This is a genomic window from Nocardia sp. NPDC050697 (assembly GCF_040654395.1).
GTDB lineage: Bacteria > Actinomycetota > Actinomycetes > Mycobacteriales > Mycobacteriaceae > Nocardia.
The window spans coordinates 1-23,010 of the sequence record NZ_JBFAHY010000016.1 but is presented as its reverse complement, the minus strand read 5'-3'; the positions used below and the strand labels follow the sequence as shown (position 1 = coordinate 23,010).

Here is a 23,010-nt window from a genome sequence, read left to right as displayed (position 1 = left end):
TCCAACCTCGTGTCCCGGTCTCCCGGGTCGGTGTCCGTGTCGCTCTGACGTTGAATAAGTTACGCGGCGGAAAACGCAACGTCAAATCGCCTGGTCAGCGCCGCGAAACCGCAGGTCAGCGACCCCGCGGCCCGGCGGTGGCCCGGAATCACATCGGTGTGATCCGGGCCACCATCAAGATCATTCCCGCGCGGTGCGCCGCACGCCGGCGAAGTTGCGCTTGCCCCTGCGCAGCACCAGCCACTGTCCGTGCAGGTAGTCGCCGTCACCGGGGGTCCAGTCGAGGTCGGAGACGCGCTCGTTGTTCACCGCGGCACCCCCCTCGTTCACCGCGCGGCGAGCCGCTCCCCTGCTCTCCGACAGCCCGGACGCCACCAGCAGGTCGACGATGGTGTTCGTCCCGCTCGGATCGATCTCCGCGACCGTCCCGTCCACCGCGGCCTCCCGGAGCGCGGCGGCGAGCGTCGATTCCCCGAGCTTCCGCAGGTCGGCGCGGCCGAAGAGCGCCTGACTCGCCAGCTGCACGCCCCGCGTCTCGGCCTCGCCGTGCACCAGGGTGGTCATCTCCGCGGCGAGCCTGCGCTGCGCCTCCCTGGCGTGCGGGCGCTCGGCGGTCGCCGTCTCCAGCTCGTCCAGCTCCTCGCGGCTCAGGAAGGTGAACCACCGCAGGTAGCGGATGACATCGGCGTCCGCGGTGTTCACGAAGTACTGGTACCAGGCGTACGGGCTGGTCAGCTCGGGGTCGAGCCACAGACTGCCGCCGCCGGTGGACTTGCCGAACTTCTTCCCGTCCGCGGAGGTGACCAGCGGGACGGTGAGCGCGTGCACCGGCTCGCCGTCCACCCGCCGGTTCAGCTCGACGCCCGCGATGATGTTGCCCCACTGATCCGAGCCGCCGACCTGCAGCCGGCAGCCGTGGCTGCGGCGCAGCTGCAGGTAGTCGTTGGCCTGCAGCAGCATGTAGCTGAATTCGGCGTAGGAGATGCCGTCGGTGTCCAGCCGCCGTTTGACGGTGTCCCTGGCCAGCATGACGTTCACCGAGAAGTGCTTGCCGATATCGCGCAGGAAGTCCACGACCGAGAGCGAGCCGGTCCAGTCCAGGTTGTTCACGATGGTGGCGCCGGTGGGTGAGTCGTCGAGGTCGACGAAGCGCTCGAGCTGGGCGCGGATGCGCTCGGCCCACTCGGCGACGGTGTCGGCGGCGTTCATGGTGCGCTCGCCGACGTCGCGCGGGTCGCCGATGAGACCGGTGGCGCCGCCCGCGAGGACGATGGGGCGGTGCCCCGCCCGCTGGAAGCGGCGCAGGGTGAGCAGCGGGACGAGGTGGCCCGCGTGCAGGCTGGCGGCGGTCGGATCGAAGCCGGCATAGAGCGAGAGCGGCGCGCCGGCCAGGGCCGCGCGCAGGGCATCCAGATCGGTGGACTGCGCGATCAGGCCGCGCCAGGTCAGTTCGTCGATGATGTCGCTGCTCACGGCAACCGATTCTGCCGCACCGGCGGAGCGGGGCGCTGGTCAGGGCGTCCGCGAACACAGCTGTTCACGCGGGCGACACGGCGCGGCCCCTTCGGCGCCGTAGCTTCGCGCGCGAGGACCTATGAAGAGACGCGCATTCGCCGCCATCGCGGCCACAGTGTTCCTGTTCACCGCGGGATGCTCGGGGGACGAGCCGACCCGCATTGATTCGTACAGCGACGACCCGCGGGTGCTGAACATCGTGCTCGGCTCGGAGCAGACCACCGTCTTCGACCGGGTGGTCCGGCCGTGGTGCGAGCGGGAGGGGCTGACCTGCACCGCCACCCCCATGGGCTCGGTGGACCAGGCCGTGCTGCTGGACCGGGACGACTGCGCGAGCCTGCCGCCGTACGACGTGTTCTGGTTCGCCAGCTCGGTCTTCGCGCAGCTCGGCGATCGCGCGTGCGGCAGCCTGACCGGCTCGGCGACCACCTTCTCCTCGCCCATCGTCTTCGCCGGGTGGCGGCAGCGGATGGCCGGGCTCGGCTTCACCCCGGGCAGCGACACCACCATCGAGTCGATCCTGGCGGCGGTGGAGTCCGGCCGGACGAGGGTGTGGATCACCAATCCGGCGCAGTCGAATTCGGGTGCGACGGTGCTGCTCGGCTTCCTGAACCACTTCGCGGGCAACCCGCCCGGCACGCCGCTGAGCATGGCGCAGCTGGAGTCGCCGCAGGTACGAGACGGGATCACCCGGTTCGCGCGGGCCTTCTCCTACACCCCGCCCTCGACCGGGACCATGATGGGCGAGTGCGTGGCGCAGCCGGACCGCTGCGACGGCGTCTTCACCTACGAGGCACTGGTCCTGGAGCAGAACAGGGAGCTGGCGGCGCAGGGGCGGGAGCCGATGACCGTGGTGTACCCCCAGGGCTCGCTGGCCTTCGCGGATTCGCCGATCGCCTTCCTCCCGCACGGGGCGAATACCGCCAAGCAGGCGAATTTCGAGCGGCTGCGGGACTACCTGCTCGGGCCGGAGGCGCAGCAGATGCTCACCCGGCTCGGCCGCAGGCCGAACAGCGGGATCGGGCTCGCGCTGCCGGACGCCCCGCGCGACGTCTTCGACCCGGCCTGGGGCGTGGAGACGGCGAAGACCGAGCAGCCGGTGACCTTCCCCGCGGTCGACGTCATCCAGGCCGCGCTGGACAACTACCAGACCAGGTACCGGCGGCCCGGCGACTTCGTTTACTGCATCGACGGCTCGGGCAGCATGGAGGGCCCCGGCTGGGACGGGGTCGAGGACGCGGTGCGCTCGCTGCTCGACCCGGAGCTCTCGCGCAAGCACAAACTGCTGGTCAACCCGCAGGACAGCACCACGATGATCGTCTTCGACAGCACCATCAAGGGGGGTCCGTGGACGGTGGACGGCAACGACCCCGGCGAACTCACCGAGCTGAAGGACCGGGTGCTCGCGCTCGGCCCGACCGGCGGCACCGATATCCGGCGCTGCCTCGGCGAGGCGGCGCGGGTGCTGCGCGAGCACGCGGCCGACGGGCGCAAGCGCACCGTGGTGCTGATGACCGACGGCCAGGACAGCGGGAGCGACAACGCCGCGATCCGGCAGCTCACCGCGCTCGGGGTGCCGGTGCTCGCGATCGGGTTCGGCGATGTCGACGAGCGGGATCTGCGCGGTATCGCGAGCGGTACCGGCGGCAGTTACCTGCCCGCGGGCGACGACGTCTCGACGGCGCTGCGCACCGCAGCGGCCTTCCGCTAGGGGGGCCGTGTTCACCCGCCTCTCTGTCTACGCGGGCGCGCCCGCCGCGCTCGTCGCGCTGCCGGTCTACGCGGCGAGCGGCAGCGCGGCGGGCACCGCCGTCCTCACCGCCGCGGCGGTGCTCGCCGCGGCCGCGGGTGCGCCCGCGGTGCACGCCCGGTGGCGCCGGAAAGCGCTGCTGCGCAACCTGGTCCGGCTCGCCGGGCAGGTCACCGCGGCCAGCGCTCGGGTGCGCGATGCCCCGACCGGGGACGCGCTGGTCCGGGCCTGCGCGGCGATTCTCGGCATGGTCGAGGACGACCGGGCCCGGATCCCGGCGGACACCGACCTGTCGGTCATCCACCAGCGGCTGCGCAATGTGGCCGACGGCTTGGAGCGGTACCTGTACTTCCAGGACCGTCCCGGGGCGGACGAGGCGGTGCGGATGTTCCGGGAGCTCGCCCCGGTCTTCGCCGACGAGATGGCGGGCGCCCGCGCCGACCTGATCGACGACCACGTGCTCGGATTTCAGCGGGCGATCGACCGGATGCGGCTGGAATCGGGGCCGTACCTGCCGTTCTTCAGGGAGGGGGAACGATGAGGAAGCGTGGAATCGGCGGGCCGGTGCTCGTCGTGCTCGTGGTGCTGGTGCTGCTCGGCACCGGAATCTGGCTGATCGCCCGGCCGGGGGCCGAGGCAGCGGGGGCCACCGCGGTCACCTGCCTCGGCGGCTCGGAGAAGAGCGGGCTCATGGGCGACGCCGAGGTGAAGCGGATCCTGCGGGAGCGGTTCGGGCTGGAACCGAGCTTCCGCGAGCGCGGCTCGTACGCGCAGGTGCGGACCCCGGCCGAGCAGCTGCGCGCGGACGGCCTCGACTGCCTCTGGCCCTCGTCGTTCAGCGCGCAAGCGATCTTCGAGGGCGCGAGCAGCGACGCTTTCCCGGAGTACCGGGCCGAGCCGGTGCTGCAGTCGCCGGAGGTGCTGTACGCCAACCGGGAGGTCGCGGACGGGTTGCTGCGCAGCGGGATCGTGGCGCGGCGGGACGACGCGTACTTCATCGTCGATATGCGGCGGCTGCTGGAGGAGCTCATCCTGCAGCGCCGGAGCTGGGCCGATATCGGGGTGGCGGTGCCTGCCGGGCCGATCATCGTCGGCAGCAGCGATCCGGCCAAGTCGAACTCCGGCATGACGCTGGCGCAGCTGGAGCTGGCGATCCTGGCCACCGGCGACCCGTACCGCCCCGCCACCGCCGAGCAGGCGAAGGCGGCGCTACCCCGGGTGCGGGCGCTGATCGAGGCGCAGGGGCTGCTGCGGCCCGGCTCGGACAGCGCCTTCGACCAGTGGCTCATCCAGGGCACCGGCGGGTTGCTCGCCGGGTACGAGAACCAGCTGCTGCAGTGGGCGGCCTGGCGCGGCGGGCGGGTGCCGGAACAGATCGTCACGCTCTACCCGGAGCCGACCATCCTGAACGAGCACCCCATCCTCGCGCTCACCCCCAACGGCCGGAGGTTCGCGGAGGCCATGCGGGACGGCGAGATCCAGGCCATCGCCGGGCGGCGCTACGGTTTCCGGCCGGGCAGCCCGGATCTGGAGCAGAGCCTCGGTCAGGGCCTCGGACAGGCGTTCCCCGGGGTCGCGCTGCCCGCGACCGCGGCGCTGCGGAAGACGCAGGCGCCGAACCAGGAGGTCACCGGGTTGCTGCTGCGCTGCTTCGAGACCGGGCAGTGCTGAGCTACGCGCGCGGGCTGCGGCGGTAGGCGGAGACGGCCGGTGAGTCCGGCAGCCAGAAGCGCCACGGGACGTCGGCGGCCAGGCTCACCCCGACCCGCGGGCCCGCCGCGACGGCCGCGTCCGGGAGCGGCGGGCCGAGTTCCAGCCGGATCGCGGCGCCGGGGTCGGTGAGGTCGGTGCCGTAGTCGGCCAGGCTCAGCCCGAGCGCGCTGCCCAGATTGCCGGGGCCGCGGGCCAGCCCGGCGTCGGTGCGGGCGGCCGGGCGGCGGGAGCGCGCGACGTCGAGCCCGGCGATCACCTCGCCGGAGCGCAGCAGCGCCGCGCTGGCGGTGCCGTCGGGGCCGGTGGTGACGTTGGCACAGAAGTGCATGCCGTAGCTCAGGTAGACGTACAGCGCGCCCGCCGGGCCGAACATGACGGCATTGCGGGCGGTCCGGCCGCGGGCGGAGTGCGAGGCCGGGTCGGGCCACGGGCCGGCCGGGTCGCCGCCGTACGCCTCCACCTCGACGATCCGCAGCCCCACCGGGTCGGACCAGAACGTGGCGCCGAGCAGGCGGCGGGCGGCGGCGGGCGGGTCGGTGACGAGTTCTTGCACCGGCCGATTGTGCCGAACGGTTGTGCCGCGGGGCGATCCGGGCGTAAATTCATCATGCAGTGAATTCAACACTCGATGAATAGAGGCGAGATGCCCGATTCCTCCTCCGAACCCGCCGTGCGGATCACCGGCCTCGAGGTGCGGCGCGGCGGCAGGCCGGTGCTGCACGACATCGCGCTGACGATTCCGCGCGGCTCGATCACCGGGCTGCTCGGGCCGTCCGGCTGCGGCAAGACCACGCTCATGCGCGCGATCGTCGGCACCCAGCTGGTGCAGGGCGGCAGCGTGACCGTGCTCGGGCGGCCCGCGGGCGCGGCGGCGCTGCGGGCGGCGGTGGGGTACGTCACCCAGGCGCCGAGCATCTACAGCGATATCAGCGTCCGGGAGAACGTCGCCTACTACGCCGCCGTGTACGGGCGCGACGCCGCCGCGGTGGACGCGGCGATCGCCGCCGTGGGGTTGGCGGAGCGGGCGGGGAACCGCGGCGACGCGCTCTCCGGCGGCCAGAAGACCCGGGTCTCGCTGGCCTGCGCGCTGGTCGCGGAGCCGGAGCTGCTCGTCCTCGACGAGCCGACCGTCGGGCTGGATCCGGTGCTGCGCGTCGAGCTGTGGAAGCAGTTCGCCGCGCTGGCCGCGGCGGGGACGACGCTGCTGGTCTCCAGCCACGTCATGGACGAGGCCGAGCACTGTGATCGGCTGCTGCTCATGCGCGAGGGCAGGCTGCTGGCCGAGCTCTCCCCCGCCGAGCTGCGCGACCGCACCGGCGAGCAGAACCTGGAATCCGCCTTCCTGAACCTCATCACGACGGGAGCGACCGCATGACCACCCTGCGTCCCTACACCGCCACGACCGGGCGGATCCTGCGGCAGCTGCGCAACGACCGGAGGACGGTCGCCATGATCCTGGTGGTGCCCGCGGTGCTGATGGTGTTGCTGTACTTCGTCTACCAGGACGTGCCGACGCCCCCGCAGTCGCAGTCGCTCTTCGACCGGGTCGGGATCAGCATGCTCGGCATCCTGCCGTTCATCGTCATGTTCCTGATCACCGCCATCGCCATGCAGCGCGAGCGCAGCTCGGGCACGCTGGAGCGGCTGCTCACCACGCCGCTGCGCAAGCTCGACCTGCTCGGCGGCTACGGCACCGCGTTCTCACTGGCCGCGGCGGCGCAGGCCGGGGTGGCCTGTCTGGTGGCGTTCGGGCTGCTCGGGCTGACCGCGGCGGGCAGCCCCGGCTGGGTGGTGCTGATCGCGGTGCTGGACGCGGTGCTCGGGGTCGCGCTCGGGCTGCTGGCGAGCGCCTTCGCACGCACCGAGTTCCAGGCCGTGCAGTTCATGCCGGTGGTGGTGGCGCCGCAGATCTTCCTGTGCGGGCTGCTCGTCCCGCGCGGGCAGCTGCCCGGCTGGCTGGAGGCGGTGAGCAACATCATGCCGCTGAGCTACGCGGTGGACGCGCTGCAGGAGGTCGCGACGCATGCGGAGCCCACCGGGGAGATGTGGCGGGATCTGGCCGTGGTGACCGCCTTCGCGGTGGTCGCGCTCGGGCTCGGCGCGGCGACGCTACGCCGCCGCACGGCGTGACCGCGGGCCGTTCCGGGCGGCGACCGGGCAGCTCGGGGGCGCGCGCGGCGATCCTGGACGCGGCGAGGAAGCGGTTCAGCGAGCACGGCTTCGACCGGACCTCGATCCGGGCCGTGGCCGGCGACGCCGGGGTGGATCCGGCGCTGGTGCACCACTACTTCGGCAGCAAGCGGCAGCTCTTCGCCGCGGTGGTGGAGCTGCCGATCGACCCCGAGGTGGTCATGGAGGTGTTCGGCGCGGTGCCGCTGGACGAGCTCGGCGCCACCATGGTGCGCACCCTGGTGACGCTGTGGGACTCCGAGCTGGGCAGCGCGGCGGTCGCGGTGCTGCGCACCCTGGTGGCCGGGACCGACCCCGGGCTGGCGCGCAGCTTCTTCGTCGAGGTGGCGCTGGAGCGGGTGCGGGCTCGGATCGCCACCGAGGCCGACGACGGCAGCGGGCGGGTCGCGCTGGTGGCCTCGCAGCTGCTCGGCGTGCTGGTCGCCAGGAAGGTGGTCGAGCTGGAGCCGCTGGCCTCCATGCCGGTGGACGCGGTGGTGGCGGCCGTCGGGCCGACCGTGCAGCGCTACCTCACCGGCGAGCTCGGCTGAGCTCAGGCGTCGGCGGCGACGTCGGTGAACGCGGCCGCCTCGGCGTCGCTCACCGGCAGCGCCTCGTCGATCAGCAGCACCGGGATGCCGCCGTCGATGGGGTAGGCGCGGGCCAGCCGCTCGTTGTAGAGCACGGTGCTGCCGTCGGCGGTGCGCACCAGCCGCAGCGGGCCCTTGTCCTCCGGGCAGGCCAGCAGGCTCAGCAGGGTCGGGTCGAGGGTGTACTGCTCCGGCATGGGCTCAACCTACCTCGGCCCGGCGGAACGAGATGTGCCGGTGCCCGAAGAAGCTCGCCACCGCGACCAGCGCCATGACCACGACGGTGGACGGGATCTCCGGCAGCGCCAGCACGTCGACGGCGAGCGAGAGCAGCACGATGTTCAGCAGCAGGCCGCCGGAGTTCACCGCCACGAAGCCGAGGAAGTCGCGCAGCACCCGGCCGCGCACCCGGAACACCAGGGTGCGGTGCAGGACGAAGGCGGTCGTGGTGCCGACGGCGTAGGCGAAGACCACCGAGACGGCGGCGGGCCAGGAGTCCGGCAGGAACCAGAGCCAGAACAGCGTGAGCGCCATGCCGAAGACGGTGTTGAAGCCGCCGATCAGGGCGAAGCCGACCTCCTGGCGGCGTACCAGGCGCAGCAGGAGGCCGGGCTCGGCCTGCTCGTCGGCCGCGACCTCGACGGGCGCCGGGCCGCCGAGCGGCGCCACCGGGTGCGGTGCGCCGGGCGGCTCGGTCGGGCCCTCGCTCACGGCGCGACGTCCGCCAGCGGGCGATCCGCGTCGTCGGCGGGGGTCTCGGCGGCCTCCGGCTCGTCGCGGCGGCGGGAGCGGACGTACCCCCACTGCAGGACGCCGAGCCCGGCCAGGCCGAGAACGGCGGTCCCGATGCCGATCTTCCAGCCGGGCGGGCGCCAGGTCAGCACCAGCTCGGCGTTCTCGGTGCCGGCGGGGACGTCGATCGCGATGAAGGACTTGGCGACCGTGGTGATCGGGATGTCCCTCCCGTCCAGCGTGGCGCGGTACCCCGGCCAGCCGAGCCGGGCGAAGGTGACCTTGCCGCCGCCGGGCGAGCTGACCCGGACCCGGCTGGTGGTGTCGCTCTCGCCGAGCGAGGTCGCGGTGACCCCGGCGCTGTTCGAGACCCGGCCGTTCACCGTGGAGATCAGCCCGCTCTCCCGCTCCAGCACCCAGATGTAGCGGGCATTGCCGGGGTAGTCGACCCACTTCCAGCCCTCGGGCGCGGGGTTCAGCCCGGCGTCCGGGAAGAGCGCCTTCTGCAGCGTGACCCGGTCGACGTTCATCAGGTCGACCAGGGGGCGCCCGGTGCTCGGCTCGGGGGCGAACATGCGGCGGTAGGCGTCCGGGCAGACGCTGCCGTCCCAGCGCATGCAGAGCAGCTCGCCGAAGTAGAAGTGGCCGCTGGGGGTGTAGCCGTTGACGTAGTCGAGCTCGACGGCGCGGGCGTAGTTGCCGAAGACCAGCGAGCCGTAGGCGCCCTCGACGCTCTTGTCCTGCGGTTGCAGCAGGCCGCGGTCGCCGAGCTGCAGGGTGGTGCCGGGGAAGTCCGGGAAGGAGTTCTGCGCGTCCGAGCGGTGCGCGGGCAGGTTCCACGCCATCGGCGTCGGCTGCGCGGCGTCCACCTGGAAGTAGGCGATGGGGAACATGGCGAGCAGGGTCAGCGCGCCCGCGAAGGCGGTGCCCCTGGTGCGGCCCAGCCACACCACGCCCGCGCCGAGCGCGAGCAGCGCGACGGCGGCGAGCAGGTGCCAGCCCGCCCGCGCCGGGTCGGCGGAGAACGAGCGCACCAGCAGCGCCAGCACCAGCACGGCGGCGGCGATCGCCCGCGGCCGCCACTCGCGGACCGTGCCGAACCGGCCGATCAGCACGCAGACCAGCACCAGCAGCCCGATGGCGAGCATCGGCAGCACCCGGACCGGCCAGCGCAGCGGCCCCACCGAGCCGGGGCCCGCGGTCCACATGAGCATCATGATCGCGAAGAGCGCGACCGCGATGAGCTCGCGCCAGGCGCCGCGCGCCCTGGTCCAGTCGATGAAGGCCAGCGCCGGGATCAGGAACCAGGCGATATAGGTGACCGGCATCGGGTGCACGTAGCTCCACCACGAGGTGAAGGCGGGCAGCGCGCTCGGCAGGCTGGCGTTCAGCGACTCCGACCAGGGCACGGTGAGGAACTGGTCGTTGATGATCTGCGCGGTGCCGCGCCAGGTGACCTTGGCCGAGAGCATGCTCGGCAGGAAGGCGATCAGCCCGGCCAGCCCGGCGCAGGCGGCGACCGCGGTGAGCCGGGCGATCGGCTGCCAGCGCCGCTGGTACACCAGCTCGCCGACGGCGACCGCGGCCAGCATGAGCACCGCCTCGACCGCGGGGAAGATGTACTGCGTGGTGATCGTCAGGTAGAGGAAGACGAAGACCGGGATCGGGCCGCCGGTGCCGCGGGTGTAGCGCACCGAGGAGGCCCAGGCGTGCACCAGCCAGGCGGTGCCGGTGAGCGCCGTCATCCAGCTGGCCTGGTCGAAGAAGAGGAAGAAGCCGGAGAGCGGGAAGGCGACGCCCGCCACCGCCGACCACACCGGCCGCGCGCCGTAGACCAGCGCGATCCGGTAGACGCCGAGCGCGGCGATGATCGCGAAGATGAGCTTCACCACGGTGGCGTACACCGCGACGTTGTCGATCGATGGCGCGATCAGGTCGATGAGCAGCTGCGGCGGGTTGAAGAGCCCCGCGTCGTCCATGGTGTTGTTCCCGGCCATCCACTGCTCGGGCACCATCACCGGGAAGACGCCGTCGCGCAGCGAACGGCCGAGCCCCACCCAGAGCGCGGTGTACTGCGATTCGGTGTCGTCGGTGTAGTAGTGCCTGGCATTGGCCAGCAGGACGGCGGCGTAGCCCGCGATCACACCGAGAACGGTGACGAGGCCCCACCGGTACACATTCCGGCGGGAGTCCGGTACTGCACTGTCGGTCACGAGTTCCAGACCCTACCGTGCGCGTGCGGTACCGCCACCGCCCGAAGGGGGCCCGCACGGGCAGCGGGGCCGTTACCGCACCGTGTTAGAGTTCCGGACGTCTCGGGTCCGCCTCCCCCGCCGGGGAGTTGCCGGCACGCACCGTTGTCGAAAGTCGATCCAGCTGATGCCGATTCCCTCCGCTCGTCCCCCCCGCCCGGCCGATGTGACGCCGCACGGCGAGCTCGCCCGGCCGGGCGTCGACCGGCCGCACTCGATCTCCGTGGTCGTCCCGGTGTACCGGGGCGAGGACACCATCGGGCCGCTGGTCGCGGAGCTCGACCGGCTCGCCGCGGCGGGCACCACCCCCGGCGGTGCGCTCTTCGTGGTCGACGAGGTGCTGCTGGTGCACGACCACGGCCCGGACCGCTCGGACGTGGTGCTGCAGGAGCTGGAGCGGCGCTACCCGCAGGTGCGCCCGATCTGGCTGAGCCGCAACTACGGGCAGGACGCCGCCACCATCGCCGGGATGGCCGCCGCCCGCGGCGACTGGATCGTCACCATGGACGAGGACGGCCAGCACGACCCCGGCTTCATCGCCGCCTTCCTGGACGCGGCGCTCGGCGAGCGCGCCGACCTGGTCTACTCCAAGCCGAGCAACACCCGTCCGCACGGCTTCCTGCGCAACCTGACCTCGCGCGGCGCCAAGCTGGTGCTCGCCACGCTCTTCGCCTTCCCGGACTCCACCCGCTTCGAGAGCTTCCGGCTGATCCGCGGCGATATCGGCCGCAGCCTGGCCGACGTCGCCTCCAACGGCGCCTACCTGGACGTCGCGCTGAGCTGGGTGGTGGGCCGGGTGGCGCAGGTGCCGGTGCTGCTGCGCGCGGAGGGCCGCGAGGACTCCGGCTACAACTACCGCAGGCTCTTCTCGCTGTTCTGGAAGATGGTGCTGTGCAGCGGAACCCGCGGGCTGCGGCTGGTCAGCCTGCTCGGCGTGACGCTGGCGCTGGCCGGGGTGGTGGTCGCGGGCGTCGTGGTCTGGGAGGCCATGCGGACCGAGGACTGGGCGCCGGAGGGCTGGGCCTCGATGATCGTGGTGGTGCTGCTGTGCTCCGGGGCCACGCTCTTCTCGCTCGGGCTGATCGCCGAGTACCTCGGCGTCGCGCTGCACATCCTGGTCGGCAAACCGCTGTACCTCACGGTCCGCTCGCCCATCCCGCGCGTCGAACAGCACGCCGGGGACACCATCACCACCAGGGAGGTCGAGCAGGTTGAGCACTGAGCGCATCCTCTTCAGCCGCCCGCACCGCGCGCAGCGCGAACTCGCCAACCTGGAGGCGGTGCTCGGCTCCGACCACAGCCACGGCGACGGGCCCTTCACCGCGGCGGCCACCGCCAAGCTCAAGGCCATCACCGAGGCGCCGCACGCGCTGCTCACCACCTCCTGCACCTCGGCGCTGGAGATGGCCGGGCTGCTGCTCGAGCTCGGCCCGGACGACGAGGTGATCGTCCCCAGCTTCGCCTTCACCTCCACCGCGACCTCGATGGCGCTGCGCGGGGCCACCTGCGTCTTCGCCGATATCGACCCGGAGACCGGCAACCTGGACCCCGCCGCGGTGGCGCGCGTGGTCACCCCGCGCACCAAGGCCGTGGTCGTCATCCACTACGGCGGCGTCGCGGCGGACATGGCGGGGCTGCTCGAGCTCGCGGCCGCGCACGGCTTCGCGGTGGTCGAGGACAATGCGCACGGCCTCGGCGGGCGCTGGCGCGGCAGGCCGCTCGGCACCCTCGGCACGCTCGGCACGCTGAGCTTCCACGACACCAAGAACGTGCACTGCGGCGAGGGCGGCGCGCTGCTGCTCTCCGACGAGATCCTGATGGCGCGCGCCGAGATCATCCGGGAGAAGGGCACCGACCGGGCCCGGTTCCTGCGCGGGGCGGTGGACAAGTACTCCTGGCAGGACATCGGCTCCAGCTACCTGCCGAGCGAGCTGAACGCCGCGGTGCTCGACGCCCAGCTGGACGAGTTCGACCTGATCCAGACCGGCAGGCACCGGGTGTGGCACGCCTACGCCACCGCGCTGCCGGAGTGGGCGCGGCGCAACGACATCCGGCTCATGACGGTGCCGGAGGACCGCGCGCACACCGCGCACCTCTACTACCTGCGCGCGCCGAACGAGCAGCTGCGCGACGACCTGATCCGGCACCTCGCCGGGCTCGGCGTCTCCGCGCCCTTCCACTACGTGCCGCTGGACTCCAGCCCGGCCGGGCTCAAGCTCGGCCGCACGCCGGTGCCGTGCGCGCGCAGCGCGGAGTTCTCCGCGACGGTGCTGCGGCTGCCGCTCTGGCCGGATCTCACCGACGAGCAGGTCGAGCGGGTCGTCGACGCCGTCACCGCGTTCACGGTCTGACGGGCTGCCCGCTCGGCACGCGGGCAGCGGCCGCGCCCGGCGGAAGCCGCTACGGCTCGAGGACGTACAGCTTCTCCCGGCCGCCCGCGATCAGCGTCTCCTTGACGACCCGGTCCGCGTAGCGGGCGAGCAGCGCGTCCAGCGTCTCCTCGGTGTAGCGGTGCGCCTGGGCGCCGTCGCCGGCGTCGGTGTAGCGCTTGCCGAGCGCGGCCAGCACCCTGTTGTCGCTGCTCGCCATATTGCGCACCGGCTCGGCGAGCACCACCCGGTCCCGGGCGGCGGCCAGCATGCGGTCGAGCACCGGCGAGGCGTCGGGCAGGAAGTGGTAGAGGCTGGCGTGCATGAGCACCACGTCGGCGGCGGGCAGCGCGGCGCCGTCGCCCAGGTTCCAGACATCGGCCCGGCCCCCGGCCTTGCGCACATCGGCGACGAAGCGCTCGTTCAGGTCGAGGCCGTAATAGTCCACCTCGCGGCCGCGCAGGTACCGGGTGTAGAGCGTGGACGGCCCGCAGCACAGGTCGAGCACCGAGGCGCCGTGCGGGATCTCCGCCGCCACGGCGCGGAACCGGTCCGGGTAGTGCCGCCCGTACAGGGCGCGCATCAGAACGCCGTAGACCATGCCGTTGCGGTAGATGAGGCTGGTGCTCACGGGCCCCGACTATGCCATCCCCGGATCGGCTCGCGCACGCCGGGTTTCGCGATCACCCCGGCAGCCGGCCCGCCTCCGCCTCGGTGAGCACCTCGTAGCTCTCCGACTGCCGGTCGTAGTACCAGGTGTCCGGCCCCGGCACCGGCGGCATGGTCTCCCGGACCGCCCGGGTCGAGGGCCGGAAGGTGGCGCTGCGCGGGATCTCCGGCACCACGTGCACGATGTCGGGGCGCTGGTCCGGGTCGAGCGCGCGCAGCGCCTCGGTGACGTCCTTCGGCTCCAGCTGGTGCCCGTCGCGCACGCTCACCGCCGCGACGGCGAGGCAGTGCCCGCCGTCCGGCAGGCCGTAGGCCACCTCCATGTCGACCGCGCCGATGTCGTTCAGCACGTCCACGATGGGCTGCGAGTAGACCGGGCCGCGCTTGCCCTGGATCACCGTGTCGCGGCGGTCCATGAGCCAGTAGTCGCCGTCCGAATCGCGGCGGAACAGGTTCTCGGTCGGCATCCAGGAGTCGCCGCGGGTGAAGACCCCGCGCAGCCCGCCGGTGGAGAGGTCGACGCTGTCCGCGGCCTTGCCGATGAGCAGCCCGACCTCGTTGTCCGCGCAGCGCCTGGCGTACCCGTCCGCGTCGACCAGCACCTCCTCCGCGATCGGGTCGTAGGCCACCAGCTCGACCCGCGCGGTGCCCGGCACCGGCCTGCCCTTGCTGCCGTGCTTCACGCCGCTGACATTGGCCAGCACCACGTCGCCCTCGATGGAGGCGTAGAACTCCAGCACCCGGGCCGGCTCGAACTGCTCGACCGTGCGCCGCCACAGCCCCGCGGGCATGCCGGAGCCGATGAAGAGCCGGATCGGGTGCCGGTGCCCCTTCGGGAAGACCTCGGCGTCCAGGATGTCGCGCATCATGGTCCAGGTGTAGGTGACCACCGTGACGCCGTAGCGGTGCACCTCCTCGCCGAAGCGGTGCGGGTCGAGCGAGCGCGCCAGCGCGATCCGGCTGCCGCCCGCGATGGCGCCGCCCAGGCTGACCAGCAGCCCGGACGAGTGGTGCAGCGGCGCCAGGCAGTACACCGTGTCCCGGCGATCCAGATCGGCCGAGGTGGCGGTGCCGAAGGCGGAGAGCGCCCAGCGGTGGTTGGTGATGTACTTCGTCTCCAGCCGGTCGCCGGTGCCGATGACCAGCACGAAGGCCAGCTCGCGGGCGAGCCCCGGGTCCGGCGTGTACCAGCCGGGCAGCGGGACCGCGGCCGGGTCGATCTGCTCCAGATCGGTGACGTCGCCGCCGGCCGGGATCTCCAGCTCGCGCTCCGCGCCGCCGCCGAGCACCAGCACCCTGGCCCCGGCCGCGGCGGCCTGGCTCAGGTTCTCCGGGTCGCTGACCACGGTGCGCACCCCGGTCACCCCGAGCGCGCGCTTCAGCTCGCTGCCCGGTGCGAGCAGCACCGCGACCGCGCCGAGCCGGGAGAGCGCGGCGACGGTGGCCAGCGCGCTCGGCCTGGTCTCCATGATCACGCCGACCCGGTTCGCCGGGCGCACCCCCGCCGAGATCAGCCCGCGCACCACATTGTCGATCCTGGCGTTCACCGCCTCGTTGGTGTGCACCCGGTCGTCGAAGAGGAAGAGATCGCGGTTCGGCGCCCGGTTCGCCTGCTCGGCGAGGAGCCGGCCCAGCGAGATCCGGGTGTGCGGCTGGATGGTGCCGAGCCGGGTGAGCCGGGGCAGCGCGCGCGCCGCCTCGCCGACCAGCTCCACCGAGCCCTTCATGGCCCCCGAGGCCAGGTTCTCCAGCGCCTTGCCGATACCGGTGCCGGCCTCCACCAGCGAACCGGCGGTGTGGATGGCGCGGGCCGCGGCCGAGCGCGGCGCGTTCGGCGCCACGTACTCCGACATGGGGGTGATCTCCGGCGGCAGCGTGTGCTCCCGGTCCAGCCAGTCGATCCACTGCCGGACCAGCGGCCAGGTGCGGTTGCTCGCCGTCGAGCCGGCGACCAGGCCGAAGTGCCCGGCCAGCAGCGTCGCCTCGTAGACGTCGGCGTGCGGGGCCGCGCGCACGATGCCGCGCACCGCGCCGGGCTGGCCGATATCGTCCACCTCGCCGACGAAGGCCAGGATCGGGCAGCGCAGCTCGGCCAGCGAGACCGGGTGGTCGCGGATCACGAAGCCGCCGGACATCATGCGGTTGTGCGCCACGAACTGCTTGAGCAGGTCGGCCGCGGCGGGCCCGGCGTACCCGACCCAGCCCTCGCTGTTCAGGAAGCGCCGCTGCCGCTCCTTGGGCAGCAGCGCCTCCCGGTCGTGCAGCTGGCGCAGGAAGTCGATGCGCGACTTGGCGGTCTTCACCGGGTCGAGCAGCTGGAAGCCGATGCGCACCATGGAGTCGGTGATCGGCAGCCGGTTCAGCACGTGGTCGGCGACGAAGTCGGCGGCCTCGGAGACCATGCCGTAGGGCAGCCCGAACGGCATGCCGTTGACGATGTCGACCGGGCTGCCGAAGGTCACGATGCTCTCGACGCCCTTGCCGTAGCGGTAGGCGGTGGTCTGGTAGGCGAACATGCCGCCCTGCGAGTACCCCATCAGGTGCACGTCGCTGCCGGTCGCCTCGGTGACGGTGTCGATGGCGCTGCTGATCGCCAGGATGTGGTCGGCCAGGTCGCGCTGCCAGCCGCCCTCCTCGGTGGCGGGCGAGCCGAAGTCGACCACCCAGCAGTCCACGCCGCCGCGGTTCAGGATGCCGACCGCGCCGTTCTCGGCGCCCACATCCCAGATGTCGGCGTTGACCATGAGCGGCGGCACCAGCAGCGCCACCGGGCGGCCCTCGCCTGCCTCGTCCGGGAAGTAGTGCCGCAGCCGGTACATGCGTCTGCGCTCGACCACCTCGAAGGGCGACGACTCCACGTCGTGCGTCAGCCCGCCGAAGCGGATCACCTCGAGCCCGTTCTGTGCCGTCGCCATCAGACGCTGCACCGAACCGGCGATTCCCTGCACACCGAAATTCACGATCGCTCCTGGCCGTACCTCACCGTGACCGCTCTCACACGCATCCGACGTGCGCAGACGAGCTTCGCACATCGCGTACCCATTATGTCCCCGCGCTACGACGACACCGGTCAGTGCGACCAGGCTGTGATCCGCGTTCGCCGATAGGCTGGGGCAATGACCGACATCGCGCAGCCGCCGGCCACCGACCGCGAGACCCTGCCCGTCGAGCTCGTCGACGAGACCGGGCACGCCGTCGGCGCCTGCCCCGTGCTCGAGGCGCACCAGCAGCCGGGCCGGCTGCACCGCGCCTTCTCGGTGGTGCTCTTCGACGCCGAGGGCCGGGTGCTGCTGCAGCGCCGGGCCGCGGTCAAGACGCGGTTCCCGCTGCTCTGGGCGAACGCCTGCTGCGGCCACCCGGCGCCGGGCGAGCCGGTGGTCGCGGCGGCGACGGTCCGGCTGATCGAGGAGCTGGGGCTGACCACCGGGCTCACCGAGCGCGGCGTCTACAGCTACCGGGCCGACGACGAGCGCACCGGGCGGGTCGAGCACGAGTGGGACCACGTGCTCACCGGGGTGCTCACGCACGAGGTGCCACGGCCCGACCCGGCCGAGGTCGCCGAGGTGAGGTGGGTCGCGCCCGCCGAGCTGCGCGCCGAGCTGGCCGCTCGCCCCGGCGACTTCACCCCCTGGCTCACCGGCGTGCTCGACGTCGCCCTCGGCTGACCTCCCTGCGTCCTTCTCGGGCCTCCGCCAGGGTCGGGCCCATATAGTCCGATGCGCATATCGCGGTATCGACGAGTGAGTCAAGATCGAAAGACTTGGGGAACTCACAGGCTGGGCTCAGCACGTGGCCAGCAGCCCCGGCCAGAGTGAGTGGCGTACGGCGATCACCCCTGATCGCACGCGACGCAACCGGGAGGTTCTGACGATGGTCGAGCTGGAGCTGGACGAGTCGACGGTGACGCTGAACGTCCTCGGCGGACACCGCATCCTGGCGTTGCGCGGGCAACTCACCCTCGATGTCGCCGATATCGAGGCCATCACCCCCGCCGAGGTGGATCTGCGCCCGCCGTGGGTGCGCGCGCCCGGCACCTTCTTCCCCGGCGTGATCGCCGCGGGCACCTACCGGGGCAAGGGCCGCAAGGAGTTCTGGGACACCACCTTCACCGGCCGCGCCATCCGGATCGACCTGGCCGGTGGCGAGTACACCCGGCTCGTGGTCGACGTGGCCGACCCCGAGGCCGCGCTGGACCGGCTGAGCGCCGCCGTGGCGGCCTGAGAACTCGCCCGTCGGGGAGACGGGCCCGCGGGATACCGGCCGGGTGGCGCTGAGCGCACCCGGCCGGCGTCGTTCCCGCTACCGGCTGTAGCGCAGCATGGTGCGGACCATGCGGCAGGTCGCGTCCGACGGCGGCCGGATGCCGACCTGCTCGGCCGTGCGCCGGATCTTCTCGTTGCTCGCCTGGGTCGGCAGGTAGGTGCCTGCGTCGAGCAGCGCGATGGCCAGCCGCATGGCCTTGAGCCTGCGGTTGTGGGTGATGTACCAGTGCCTCGGCTTACCCACGGGCAGCGGGCGCCGGGCCAGTGGCGCGTACGGCGTGATCGGTTCCGACGCGGGCCGCCGATAGCGGTGGCTCGCGCTGCGGAGTTCGGTGACGCTTCCGATGCGGGCGGTGGCGGATTCGGTCACGGGGCCCTCCCATCCCTGACGGTGTCGAACGCACGGACTCGCGCTCGAACACACTGTCGATTCTACCGGGAGGGTCCGACAAGAAACAGGCCGTGACGGCGGCTTTCGCGGTCGGTCGGTGGCGCCGCGAAGACCACCGCGCGCTCGCCCGCGCGCCGAGTGTCTCGCACAGGAGCGCGACCGGCCGCCGGATCTATCCGCGCAGCCGCGCGACTTCCGCCTTCACCTCGGCAAGCTGGTCCGCCACCCGCACGCCCGCCGTACCACCCCTGGCATCGCGGGACGCGATGGACCCCGCCACCGTGAGCACCTCGCGCACCGCGGGGGTGAGCGCCGGATCGACCGCCGCGAACTCCGCGTCGGTGAGCTCGTCCAGCCCGACCCCGCGCGCCTCGGCCGCCCGCACGCACCCACCGGCCGCCTCGTGCGCCACCCGGAAGGGAACCCCCTGCCGCACCAGCCACTCCGCGATATCGGTGGCCAGCGTGAACCCGGCCGGTGCCAGCGCGGCCAGCCGCTCCGGGTGGAAGGTGAGCGTGCCGACCAGCCCCGCGATGGCAGGCAGCAGCAGCTCCAGCTGCGCCACCGAGTCGAAGAGCGGCTCCTTGTCCTCCTGCAGGTCCCGGTTGTAGGCCAGCGGCTGCGCCTTGAGCGTGGCGAGCAGCCCGGTGAGGTTGCCGATCAGCCGCCCCGCCTTGCCGCGGGTGAGCTCGGAGACGTCCGGGTTCTTCTTCTGCGGCATGATCGAGGACCCGGTGGACCAGGCGTCGGCCAGCGTGATGTAGCCGAACTCCGGCGTGCTCCAGACGACGATCTCCTCCGCCATCCGGCTCAGGTCGACGCCGATCATGGCGAGCACGAAGGCCGCCTCCGCCGCGAAGTCGCGGGCCGAGGTGGCGTCGATGGAGTTCGCCGCCGCCGCGTGGAAGTCCAGGTCGGCCGCGATGGCCTCCGGGTCGAGCCCGAGCGAGGAGCCCGCCAGCGCACCCGACCCGTACGGCGAGATCGCCGCGCGCTTGTCGAAGTCGCGCAGCCGGTCGATATCGCGGAGCAGCGGGTGCGCGTGCGCCAGCAGGTGGTGCGCGAGCAGCACCGGCTGCGCGGCTTGGAGGTGCGTCTTGCCCGGCATCACGACGTCCGGATGCGCCTCGGCCTGCGCGACCAGCGCCTCGACCACGTCGAGCAGCCCCGCCTCGACCCGACGCGCCGCGTCCCGCAGCCACATTCGGAAGAGCGTCGCCACCTGGTCGTTCCGCGAGCGCCCCGCCCGCAGCCGCCCGCCGAGCTCCGGCCCGACCCGCTCGATCAGCCCGCGCTCCAGAGCGCCGTGCACGTCCTCGTCCGACTCCGCCGGGCCGAATGCGCCGGAGGCCACATCGGCGGCGAGCGCGTCCAGTCCGGCGAGCATGGCCGTCAGGTCGGGCGCGGAGAGCAGCCCGGCCTTGTTCAGCACCCGGGCGTGCGCCTTCGACGCCCGGATGTCGTAGGGGGCCAGCACCCAGTCGAAGTGCGTGGACTTGCTCAGCGCCGCCATGGCCGCGGCCGGGCCGTCGGCGAACCGGCCGCCCCAGAGCGCGCCGGTATTGGTGCCGCCGCTCACTTCTGGTTCAGGTCGCGCCGCGCGGCGACCTTCGAGGAGAGGCCGTGGATCTGCACGAAGCCCTTGGCCAGCGACTGGTCGAAGGTGTCGCCCTCGTCGTAGGTGGCCAGATTGAAGTCGTACAGCGACTGCTCGCTGCGCCTGCCGTTGACCACGACATTGCCGCCGTGCAGCACCATCCGGATGTCACCGGAGACGTGCTCCTGGGTCTCGGCGACGAAGGCGTCCAGCGCGCGCTTGAGCGGCGAGAACCACAGGCCGTCGTAGACCAGCTCGCTCCAGCGCTGCTCCACCTGCCGCTTGTACCGCCCCAGCTCCCGCTCGACGGTCACGGCCTCGAGCTCCTCGTGCGCCGTGATCAGCGCGATCGCGCCCGGCGCCTCGTAGATCTCCCGGCTCTTGATGCCGACCAGCCGGTCCTCGACCATGTCCAGCCGGCCCACGCCCTGCCGCCCCGCCCGCCTGTTCAGCTCGACGATGGCCTCCAGCACGGAGACCTGCCGCCCGTCGATGGCGACCGGAACACCCTTGTCGAAGGTGACGATGAGTTCGTCCGGCGCCTCGAAGTTCACCGTCGGGTCGGCGGTGTAGTCGTAGACGTCCTTGGTCGGCGCGTTCCACAGGTCCTCCAGGAACCCGGTCTCGACCGCGCGCCCCCACACGTTCTGGTCGATGGAGAACGGCGACTTCTTGGTGACGCTGATCGGCAGCTTGTTCTCCTCGGCGAAGGCGATCGCCTTCTCCCGGGTCCAGGCGTAGTCGCGGACCGGCGCGATGACGTTCAGATCCGGCGCCAGCGCCCCGATCCCCACCTCGAACCGCACCTGATCGTTGCCCTTGCCGGTGCAGCCGTGCGCCACCGTGCTCGCCCCGTGGAACTTCGCCGCCTCCACCAGGTGCTTCACGATCAGCGGCCGGCTGATCGCCGACACCAGCGGGTACTTGCCCTGGTACATCGCGTTCGCCTGCACGGTCGGCAGGCAGTACTCGTTCGCGAACTCGTCCCGCGCGTCCACCACGATCGCCTCGACCGCGCCGCAATCCAGCGCGCGCTGGCGCACCACATCCATGTCCTCGCCGCCCTGGCCCAGGTCGATGGCGACGGCAACGACCTCGGCGCCGGTCTCCTTGCCGATCCAGCTGATGGCGACGGAGGTGTCCAAGCCACCGGAGTAGGCGAGTACGACGCGATCGGACATGGTGTGTGTGCTCCTAGGTTTCTGTGCGGGGTGCCCTCTGCAAATGATTATGCATGAGTCTGCAAAGCCATTCATCGGTGGGGTGGGGTGTTCGGGGAAGAGTACTGCGCCGGGCGGCTCCTGCCGCAGCCCGAGCGGAGGTCGCGCGCTACGCGGCCCTGACGTACACCTCGACCCGCGGCGCCCCGTTCGCGCCGAACCACTCCTCCAGTTCGGAGCCATCGATCAGGCGCGGCGTATCCAGACCGATGTCGATCGGGCCCAGCACCAGCCCGGCCGCTCCGCTGACGTCACATCCCGCCAGCCTGGCATTCGACAATCTCGTCGTCCACAGGTGGGACCCGCGAAGGTCGGTGCGGCGGAGGTCCGCCCCGGAGAACGAAACCCGTTGCAGGCGAGCACCGTTGAAGTCGGCGCCCACCAGGTTCGCATCGGAGAGATCGGCTTTCTGCAGATCAGCGCCGCGGAAAGCGGCGTGCCGTGCACGGCAGTGTGATGCCTGCACCTTCCGGAGGTCGGCATCGCTGAGGTCGGCACCGGACAGCTGCGCGAAGCCGAGCCACGCGATGTACAGATCCACCCCGGCCATCCGGACATCGGTCAGGTCGGCTCCGCTCAACTCCGCGCCGAGGAGGTCGAGCCCGGACAGATCCGCGCCCGTGAAATTCAGCCTCCGCCCCGCCAGGAGGAGTTCGGCGGTCCGCTCCGCGTCCGGATCGGCGGAAACACGCCGGAGGTAGTCGTCGAGTGCCCGGTGCGCCGCCGGATCGTCCGGCCAGCGGATGACGTCGGCCGGCGAATGGCCACGAGCTGTACCCACACCTACCAGAGCACCTTTCCTTGCCATTGGGGGTGGCTCTCCACCAACTGCTGGAGATGCGCCTTGCGCGCCGTGTCATGCCGCTCTCAGCGCGACCGACGGGCGCCGAGGGCTCCGGACTCGCGGTCACGTCGATGCTCGCGCCGCACTCGGCGATCGGCTCCTCGGTCCCGCAGGCTGCCGCCGTCGCGGCGATGATCACAGTGGCCGCCACCACCAGGCACTTCCGCATCATCGCTCCTTCGCCGGCAACGGAACATCGACCGAGTGCGGCGATCCGGTCCCGCCCACACCGACGCGATTGCTGCACTCGATCTGCTGCCCTGGTCGATCACGGTCGCCCCGCCGCTGTCGATCTTCGGCTGCACCAGCTTCCCGAGTTCTTCGGGCAAGGCGTCGAGGAGGGCGGAGGAATCCGAGTTCGACCTCGTCGTTCGTACTGCGCCGGGGCCCCCGGACGACGCGGTCGCCCGGCCCGCATCCCGCGGATCGGAGGGGGGATCGCTATCGGCCCCGAACCCTCGTCACCACGTCGGTCAACCTCGAAACGGACCCTCCATCATGTAGTTTCGCAGCTTCGCCTTGAGTACAGCGACTATCACGAGCAGTGGAACCCCGAAAACAGTGGTGACGACCGAGGAGCCCACCAGGTGCGGGAGAAGCGATGGTGAATCACCTCGCAATCGCGAGTCATTCTCTATCCAAGCCTGGACGTCCGAACGCCAGCCGAGATACCCCACCACTACCGCCGTAGCCAACAGGCCGAAGCCGAGGAACAGGTAGACGGCGAGGAAGACGATCCGCTGATTCGGCGTCAGCACATCGCGATCACTTCTCGCCTGGAACGGCGCGGGCCGGTATCCGGGTTGTGGTTGCGGCAGATCAGGATTCACGTGCGAACTCCTCCCCTAAAGGCTGTCCCGTAAGCCGTTGTGCCGCAGCGGTAGTCTGCTGTCGTGGCGGTGATCTCGGCGTCTGACCCGGTGATGGTGGAGCTGTT

The 23,010-nt window shown here is 71.9% G+C and carries 22 protein-coding genes; 10 read left to right on the top strand and 12 right to left on the bottom strand.

Annotation, left to right across the window (positions count from 1 at the left end; genetic code table 11):
• Positions 1 to 180 precede the first annotated feature (180 nt).
• Positions 181 to 1,473 (bottom strand): tyrosine--tRNA ligase, encoded by a 1,293-nt coding sequence (tyrS, locus tag AB0H71_RS33585; protein ID WP_357029539.1) that lies wholly within the window; start codon positions 1,471 to 1,473, stop codon positions 181 to 183.
• Between the two features lie 121 nt (positions 1,474 to 1,594).
• Here tyrS and AB0H71_RS33580 point away from each other — a divergent pair, with 121 nt between their 5' ends.
• From AB0H71_RS33580 to AB0H71_RS33570, 3 genes are read left to right on the top strand one after another with little or no spacing between them, the layout of a single operon-like run.
• Positions 1,595 to 3,226, top strand: a complete 1,632-nt coding sequence (locus AB0H71_RS33580) for a VWA domain-containing protein (protein ID WP_357029536.1) — start codon at positions 1,595 to 1,597, stop codon at positions 3,224 to 3,226.
• A 7-nt stretch (positions 3,227 to 3,233) separates the two neighbouring features.
• The gene (locus tag AB0H71_RS33575) at positions 3,234 to 3,806 is read left to right on the top strand and encodes a hypothetical protein (protein ID WP_357029534.1); all 573 of its coding nucleotides are present in this window, start codon (positions 3,234 to 3,236) and stop codon (positions 3,804 to 3,806) included.
• On the top strand, positions 3,803 to 4,936 hold the full coding sequence (locus AB0H71_RS33570; RefSeq protein ID WP_357029532.1) for a hypothetical protein: 1,134 nt from the start codon (positions 3,803 to 3,805) through the stop codon (positions 4,934 to 4,936). The genes AB0H71_RS33575 and AB0H71_RS33570 overlap by 4 nt, the downstream gene beginning before the upstream one ends.
• 1 nt (position 4,937) lies before the next feature.
• Here the strand turns inward: AB0H71_RS33570 and AB0H71_RS33565 are convergent, their stop codons facing one another.
• Positions 4,938 to 5,531 carry a DNA-3-methyladenine glycosylase gene (locus tag AB0H71_RS33565; RefSeq protein WP_357029529.1) on the bottom strand — a complete coding sequence of 198 codons (594 nt, stop codon included), beginning with the start codon at positions 5,529 to 5,531 and terminating at the stop codon, positions 4,938 to 4,940.
• A gap of 90 nt (positions 5,532 to 5,621) precedes the next feature.
• Here AB0H71_RS33565 and AB0H71_RS33560 point away from each other — a divergent pair, with 90 nt between their 5' ends.
• From AB0H71_RS33560 to AB0H71_RS33550, 3 genes are read left to right on the top strand one after another with little or no spacing between them, the layout of a single operon-like run.
• Positions 5,622 to 6,353: an ABC transporter ATP-binding protein gene (locus AB0H71_RS33560; RefSeq protein ID WP_357029526.1), complete on the top strand. Its 732-nt coding sequence runs from the start codon at positions 5,622 to 5,624 to the stop codon at positions 6,351 to 6,353.
• On the top strand, positions 6,350 to 7,108 hold the full coding sequence (locus AB0H71_RS33555) for an ABC transporter permease (protein ID WP_357029523.1): 759 nt from the start codon (positions 6,350 to 6,352) through the stop codon (positions 7,106 to 7,108). The genes AB0H71_RS33560 and AB0H71_RS33555 overlap by 4 nt, the downstream gene beginning before the upstream one ends.
• Positions 7,105 to 7,698 (top strand): TetR family transcriptional regulator, encoded by a 594-nt coding sequence (locus AB0H71_RS33550; RefSeq protein WP_357029520.1) that lies wholly within the window; start codon positions 7,105 to 7,107, stop codon positions 7,696 to 7,698. Before AB0H71_RS33555 ends, AB0H71_RS33550 begins: the two co-directional genes overlap by 4 nt.
• A 2-nt stretch (positions 7,699 to 7,700) precedes the next feature.
• Here the strand turns inward: AB0H71_RS33550 and AB0H71_RS33545 are convergent, their stop codons facing one another.
• The 3 genes from AB0H71_RS33545 to AB0H71_RS33535 are packed head-to-tail and all read right to left on the bottom strand — an operon-like array spanning position 7,701 to position 10,613.
• A complete protein-coding gene (locus AB0H71_RS33545; RefSeq protein WP_357029517.1) occupies positions 7,701 to 7,934 on the bottom strand; it encodes a Trm112 family protein in 234 nt (77 codons plus the stop codon).
• A 4-nt stretch (positions 7,935 to 7,938) separates the two neighbouring features.
• Positions 7,939 to 8,448 carry a GtrA family protein gene (locus AB0H71_RS33540; RefSeq protein ID WP_357029514.1) on the bottom strand — a complete coding sequence of 170 codons (510 nt, stop codon included), beginning with the start codon at positions 8,446 to 8,448 and terminating at the stop codon, positions 7,939 to 7,941.
• The gene (locus AB0H71_RS33535) at positions 8,445 to 10,613 is read right to left on the bottom strand and encodes a hypothetical protein (RefSeq protein ID WP_357029511.1); all 2,169 of its coding nucleotides are present in this window, start codon (positions 10,611 to 10,613) and stop codon (positions 8,445 to 8,447) included. The genes AB0H71_RS33540 and AB0H71_RS33535 overlap by 4 nt, the downstream gene beginning before the upstream one ends.
• A gap of 235 nt (positions 10,614 to 10,848) precedes the next feature.
• Here AB0H71_RS33535 and AB0H71_RS33530 point away from each other — a divergent pair, with 235 nt between their 5' ends.
• Positions 10,849 to 11,943, top strand: a complete 1,095-nt coding sequence (locus AB0H71_RS33530) for a glycosyltransferase (protein ID WP_357029508.1) — start codon at positions 10,849 to 10,851, stop codon at positions 11,941 to 11,943.
• Positions 11,933 to 13,072, top strand: coding sequence for a dTDP-4-amino-4,6-dideoxygalactose transaminase (gene rffA / locus AB0H71_RS33525; protein ID WP_357029505.1), 1,140 nt, complete (start codon positions 11,933 to 11,935; stop codon positions 13,070 to 13,072). Before AB0H71_RS33530 ends, rffA begins: the two co-directional genes overlap by 11 nt.
• Before the next feature lie 49 nt (positions 13,073 to 13,121).
• Here rffA and AB0H71_RS33520 read toward each other — a convergent pair whose 3' ends face one another.
• Together AB0H71_RS33520 and AB0H71_RS33515 are read right to left on the bottom strand one after the other, a co-directional pair.
• Entirely contained in the window at positions 13,122 to 13,721 is a 600-nt protein-coding gene (locus AB0H71_RS33520; protein WP_357029502.1) for a class I SAM-dependent methyltransferase, read from the bottom strand.
• A gap of 52 nt (positions 13,722 to 13,773) precedes the next feature.
• Positions 13,774 to 16,719, bottom strand: coding sequence for an AMP-binding protein (locus AB0H71_RS33515; RefSeq protein ID WP_357029499.1), 2,946 nt, complete (start codon positions 16,717 to 16,719; stop codon positions 13,774 to 13,776).
• A 156-nt stretch (positions 16,720 to 16,875) separates the two neighbouring features.
• Here AB0H71_RS33515 and idi point away from each other — a divergent pair, with 156 nt between their 5' ends.
• Both idi and AB0H71_RS33505 read left to right on the top strand, forming a co-directional pair.
• Positions 16,876 to 17,424: an isopentenyl-diphosphate Delta-isomerase gene (gene idi, locus AB0H71_RS33510; RefSeq protein ID WP_357029496.1), complete on the top strand. Its 549-nt coding sequence runs from the start codon at positions 16,876 to 16,878 to the stop codon at positions 17,422 to 17,424.
• Between the two features lie 205 nt (positions 17,425 to 17,629).
• The gene (locus tag AB0H71_RS33505) at positions 17,630 to 17,980 is read left to right on the top strand and encodes a hypothetical protein (RefSeq protein WP_357029493.1); all 351 of its coding nucleotides are present in this window, start codon (positions 17,630 to 17,632) and stop codon (positions 17,978 to 17,980) included.
• Between the two features lie 78 nt (positions 17,981 to 18,058).
• Here AB0H71_RS33505 and AB0H71_RS33500 read toward each other — a convergent pair whose 3' ends face one another.
• The 5 genes from AB0H71_RS33500 to AB0H71_RS33480 all read right to left on the bottom strand — a co-directional run bounded on the left by AB0H71_RS33500 (position 18,059) and on the right by AB0H71_RS33480 (position 22,903).
• Positions 18,059 to 18,391, bottom strand: coding sequence for a hypothetical protein (locus AB0H71_RS33500; protein ID WP_357029490.1), 333 nt, complete (start codon positions 18,389 to 18,391; stop codon positions 18,059 to 18,061).
• Positions 18,392 to 18,584: 193 nt separating this feature from the next.
• Positions 18,585 to 19,991: an argininosuccinate lyase gene (argH, locus tag AB0H71_RS33495; protein WP_357029487.1), complete on the bottom strand. Its 1,407-nt coding sequence runs from the start codon at positions 19,989 to 19,991 to the stop codon at positions 18,585 to 18,587.
• Complete coding sequence (locus tag AB0H71_RS33490) at positions 19,988 to 21,190, bottom strand: argininosuccinate synthase (RefSeq protein WP_357029484.1); 1,203 nt, start codon at positions 21,188 to 21,190, stop codon at positions 19,988 to 19,990. The genes argH and AB0H71_RS33490 overlap by 4 nt, the downstream gene beginning before the upstream one ends.
• Positions 21,191 to 21,338: 148 nt before the next feature.
• The gene (locus AB0H71_RS33485) at positions 21,339 to 22,037 is read right to left on the bottom strand and encodes a pentapeptide repeat-containing protein (RefSeq protein ID WP_357029480.1); all 699 of its coding nucleotides are present in this window, start codon (positions 22,035 to 22,037) and stop codon (positions 21,339 to 21,341) included.
• Between the two features lie 509 nt (positions 22,038 to 22,546).
• Positions 22,547 to 22,903: a hypothetical protein gene (locus AB0H71_RS33480; protein WP_357029477.1), complete on the bottom strand. Its 357-nt coding sequence runs from the start codon at positions 22,901 to 22,903 to the stop codon at positions 22,547 to 22,549.
• Positions 22,904 to 23,010 lie beyond the last annotated feature (107 nt).

What these genes read in the sequence shown, in the direction of transcription:
- AB0H71_RS33580 (WP_357029536.1), top strand. Translation starts at nt 1,595, where the DNA reads ATGAAGAGACGCGCATTCGCCGCCATCGCGGCCACAGTGTTCCTGTTC.
- AB0H71_RS33570 (WP_357029532.1), top strand. Translation starts at nt 3,803, where the DNA reads ATGAGGAAGCGTGGAATCGGCGGGCCGGTGCTCGTCGTGCTCGTGGTG.
- AB0H71_RS33560 (WP_357029526.1), top strand. Translation starts at nt 5,622, where the DNA reads ATGCCCGATTCCTCCTCCGAACCCGCCGTGCGGATCACCGGCCTCGAG.
- AB0H71_RS33555 (WP_357029523.1), top strand. Translation starts at nt 6,350, where the DNA reads ATGACCACCCTGCGTCCCTACACCGCCACGACCGGGCGGATCCTGCGG.
- AB0H71_RS33545 (WP_357029517.1), bottom strand. Translation starts at nt 7,934, where the DNA reads ATGCCGGAGCAGTACACCCTCGACCCGACCCTGCTGAGCCTGCTGGCC.
- AB0H71_RS33530 (WP_357029508.1), top strand. Translation starts at nt 10,849, where the DNA reads ATGCCGATTCCCTCCGCTCGTCCCCCCCGCCCGGCCGATGTGACGCCG.
- idi (WP_357029496.1), top strand. Translation starts at nt 16,876, where the DNA reads ATGACCGACATCGCGCAGCCGCCGGCCACCGACCGCGAGACCCTGCCC.
- AB0H71_RS33505 (WP_357029493.1), top strand. Translation starts at nt 17,630, where the DNA reads ATGGTCGAGCTGGAGCTGGACGAGTCGACGGTGACGCTGAACGTCCTC.
- AB0H71_RS33490 (WP_357029484.1), bottom strand. Translation starts at nt 21,190, where the DNA reads ATGTCCGATCGCGTCGTACTCGCCTACTCCGGTGGCTTGGACACCTCC.
- AB0H71_RS33485 (WP_357029480.1), bottom strand. Translation starts at nt 22,037, where the DNA reads ATGGCAAGGAAAGGTGCTCTGGTAGGTGTGGGTACAGCTCGTGGCCAT.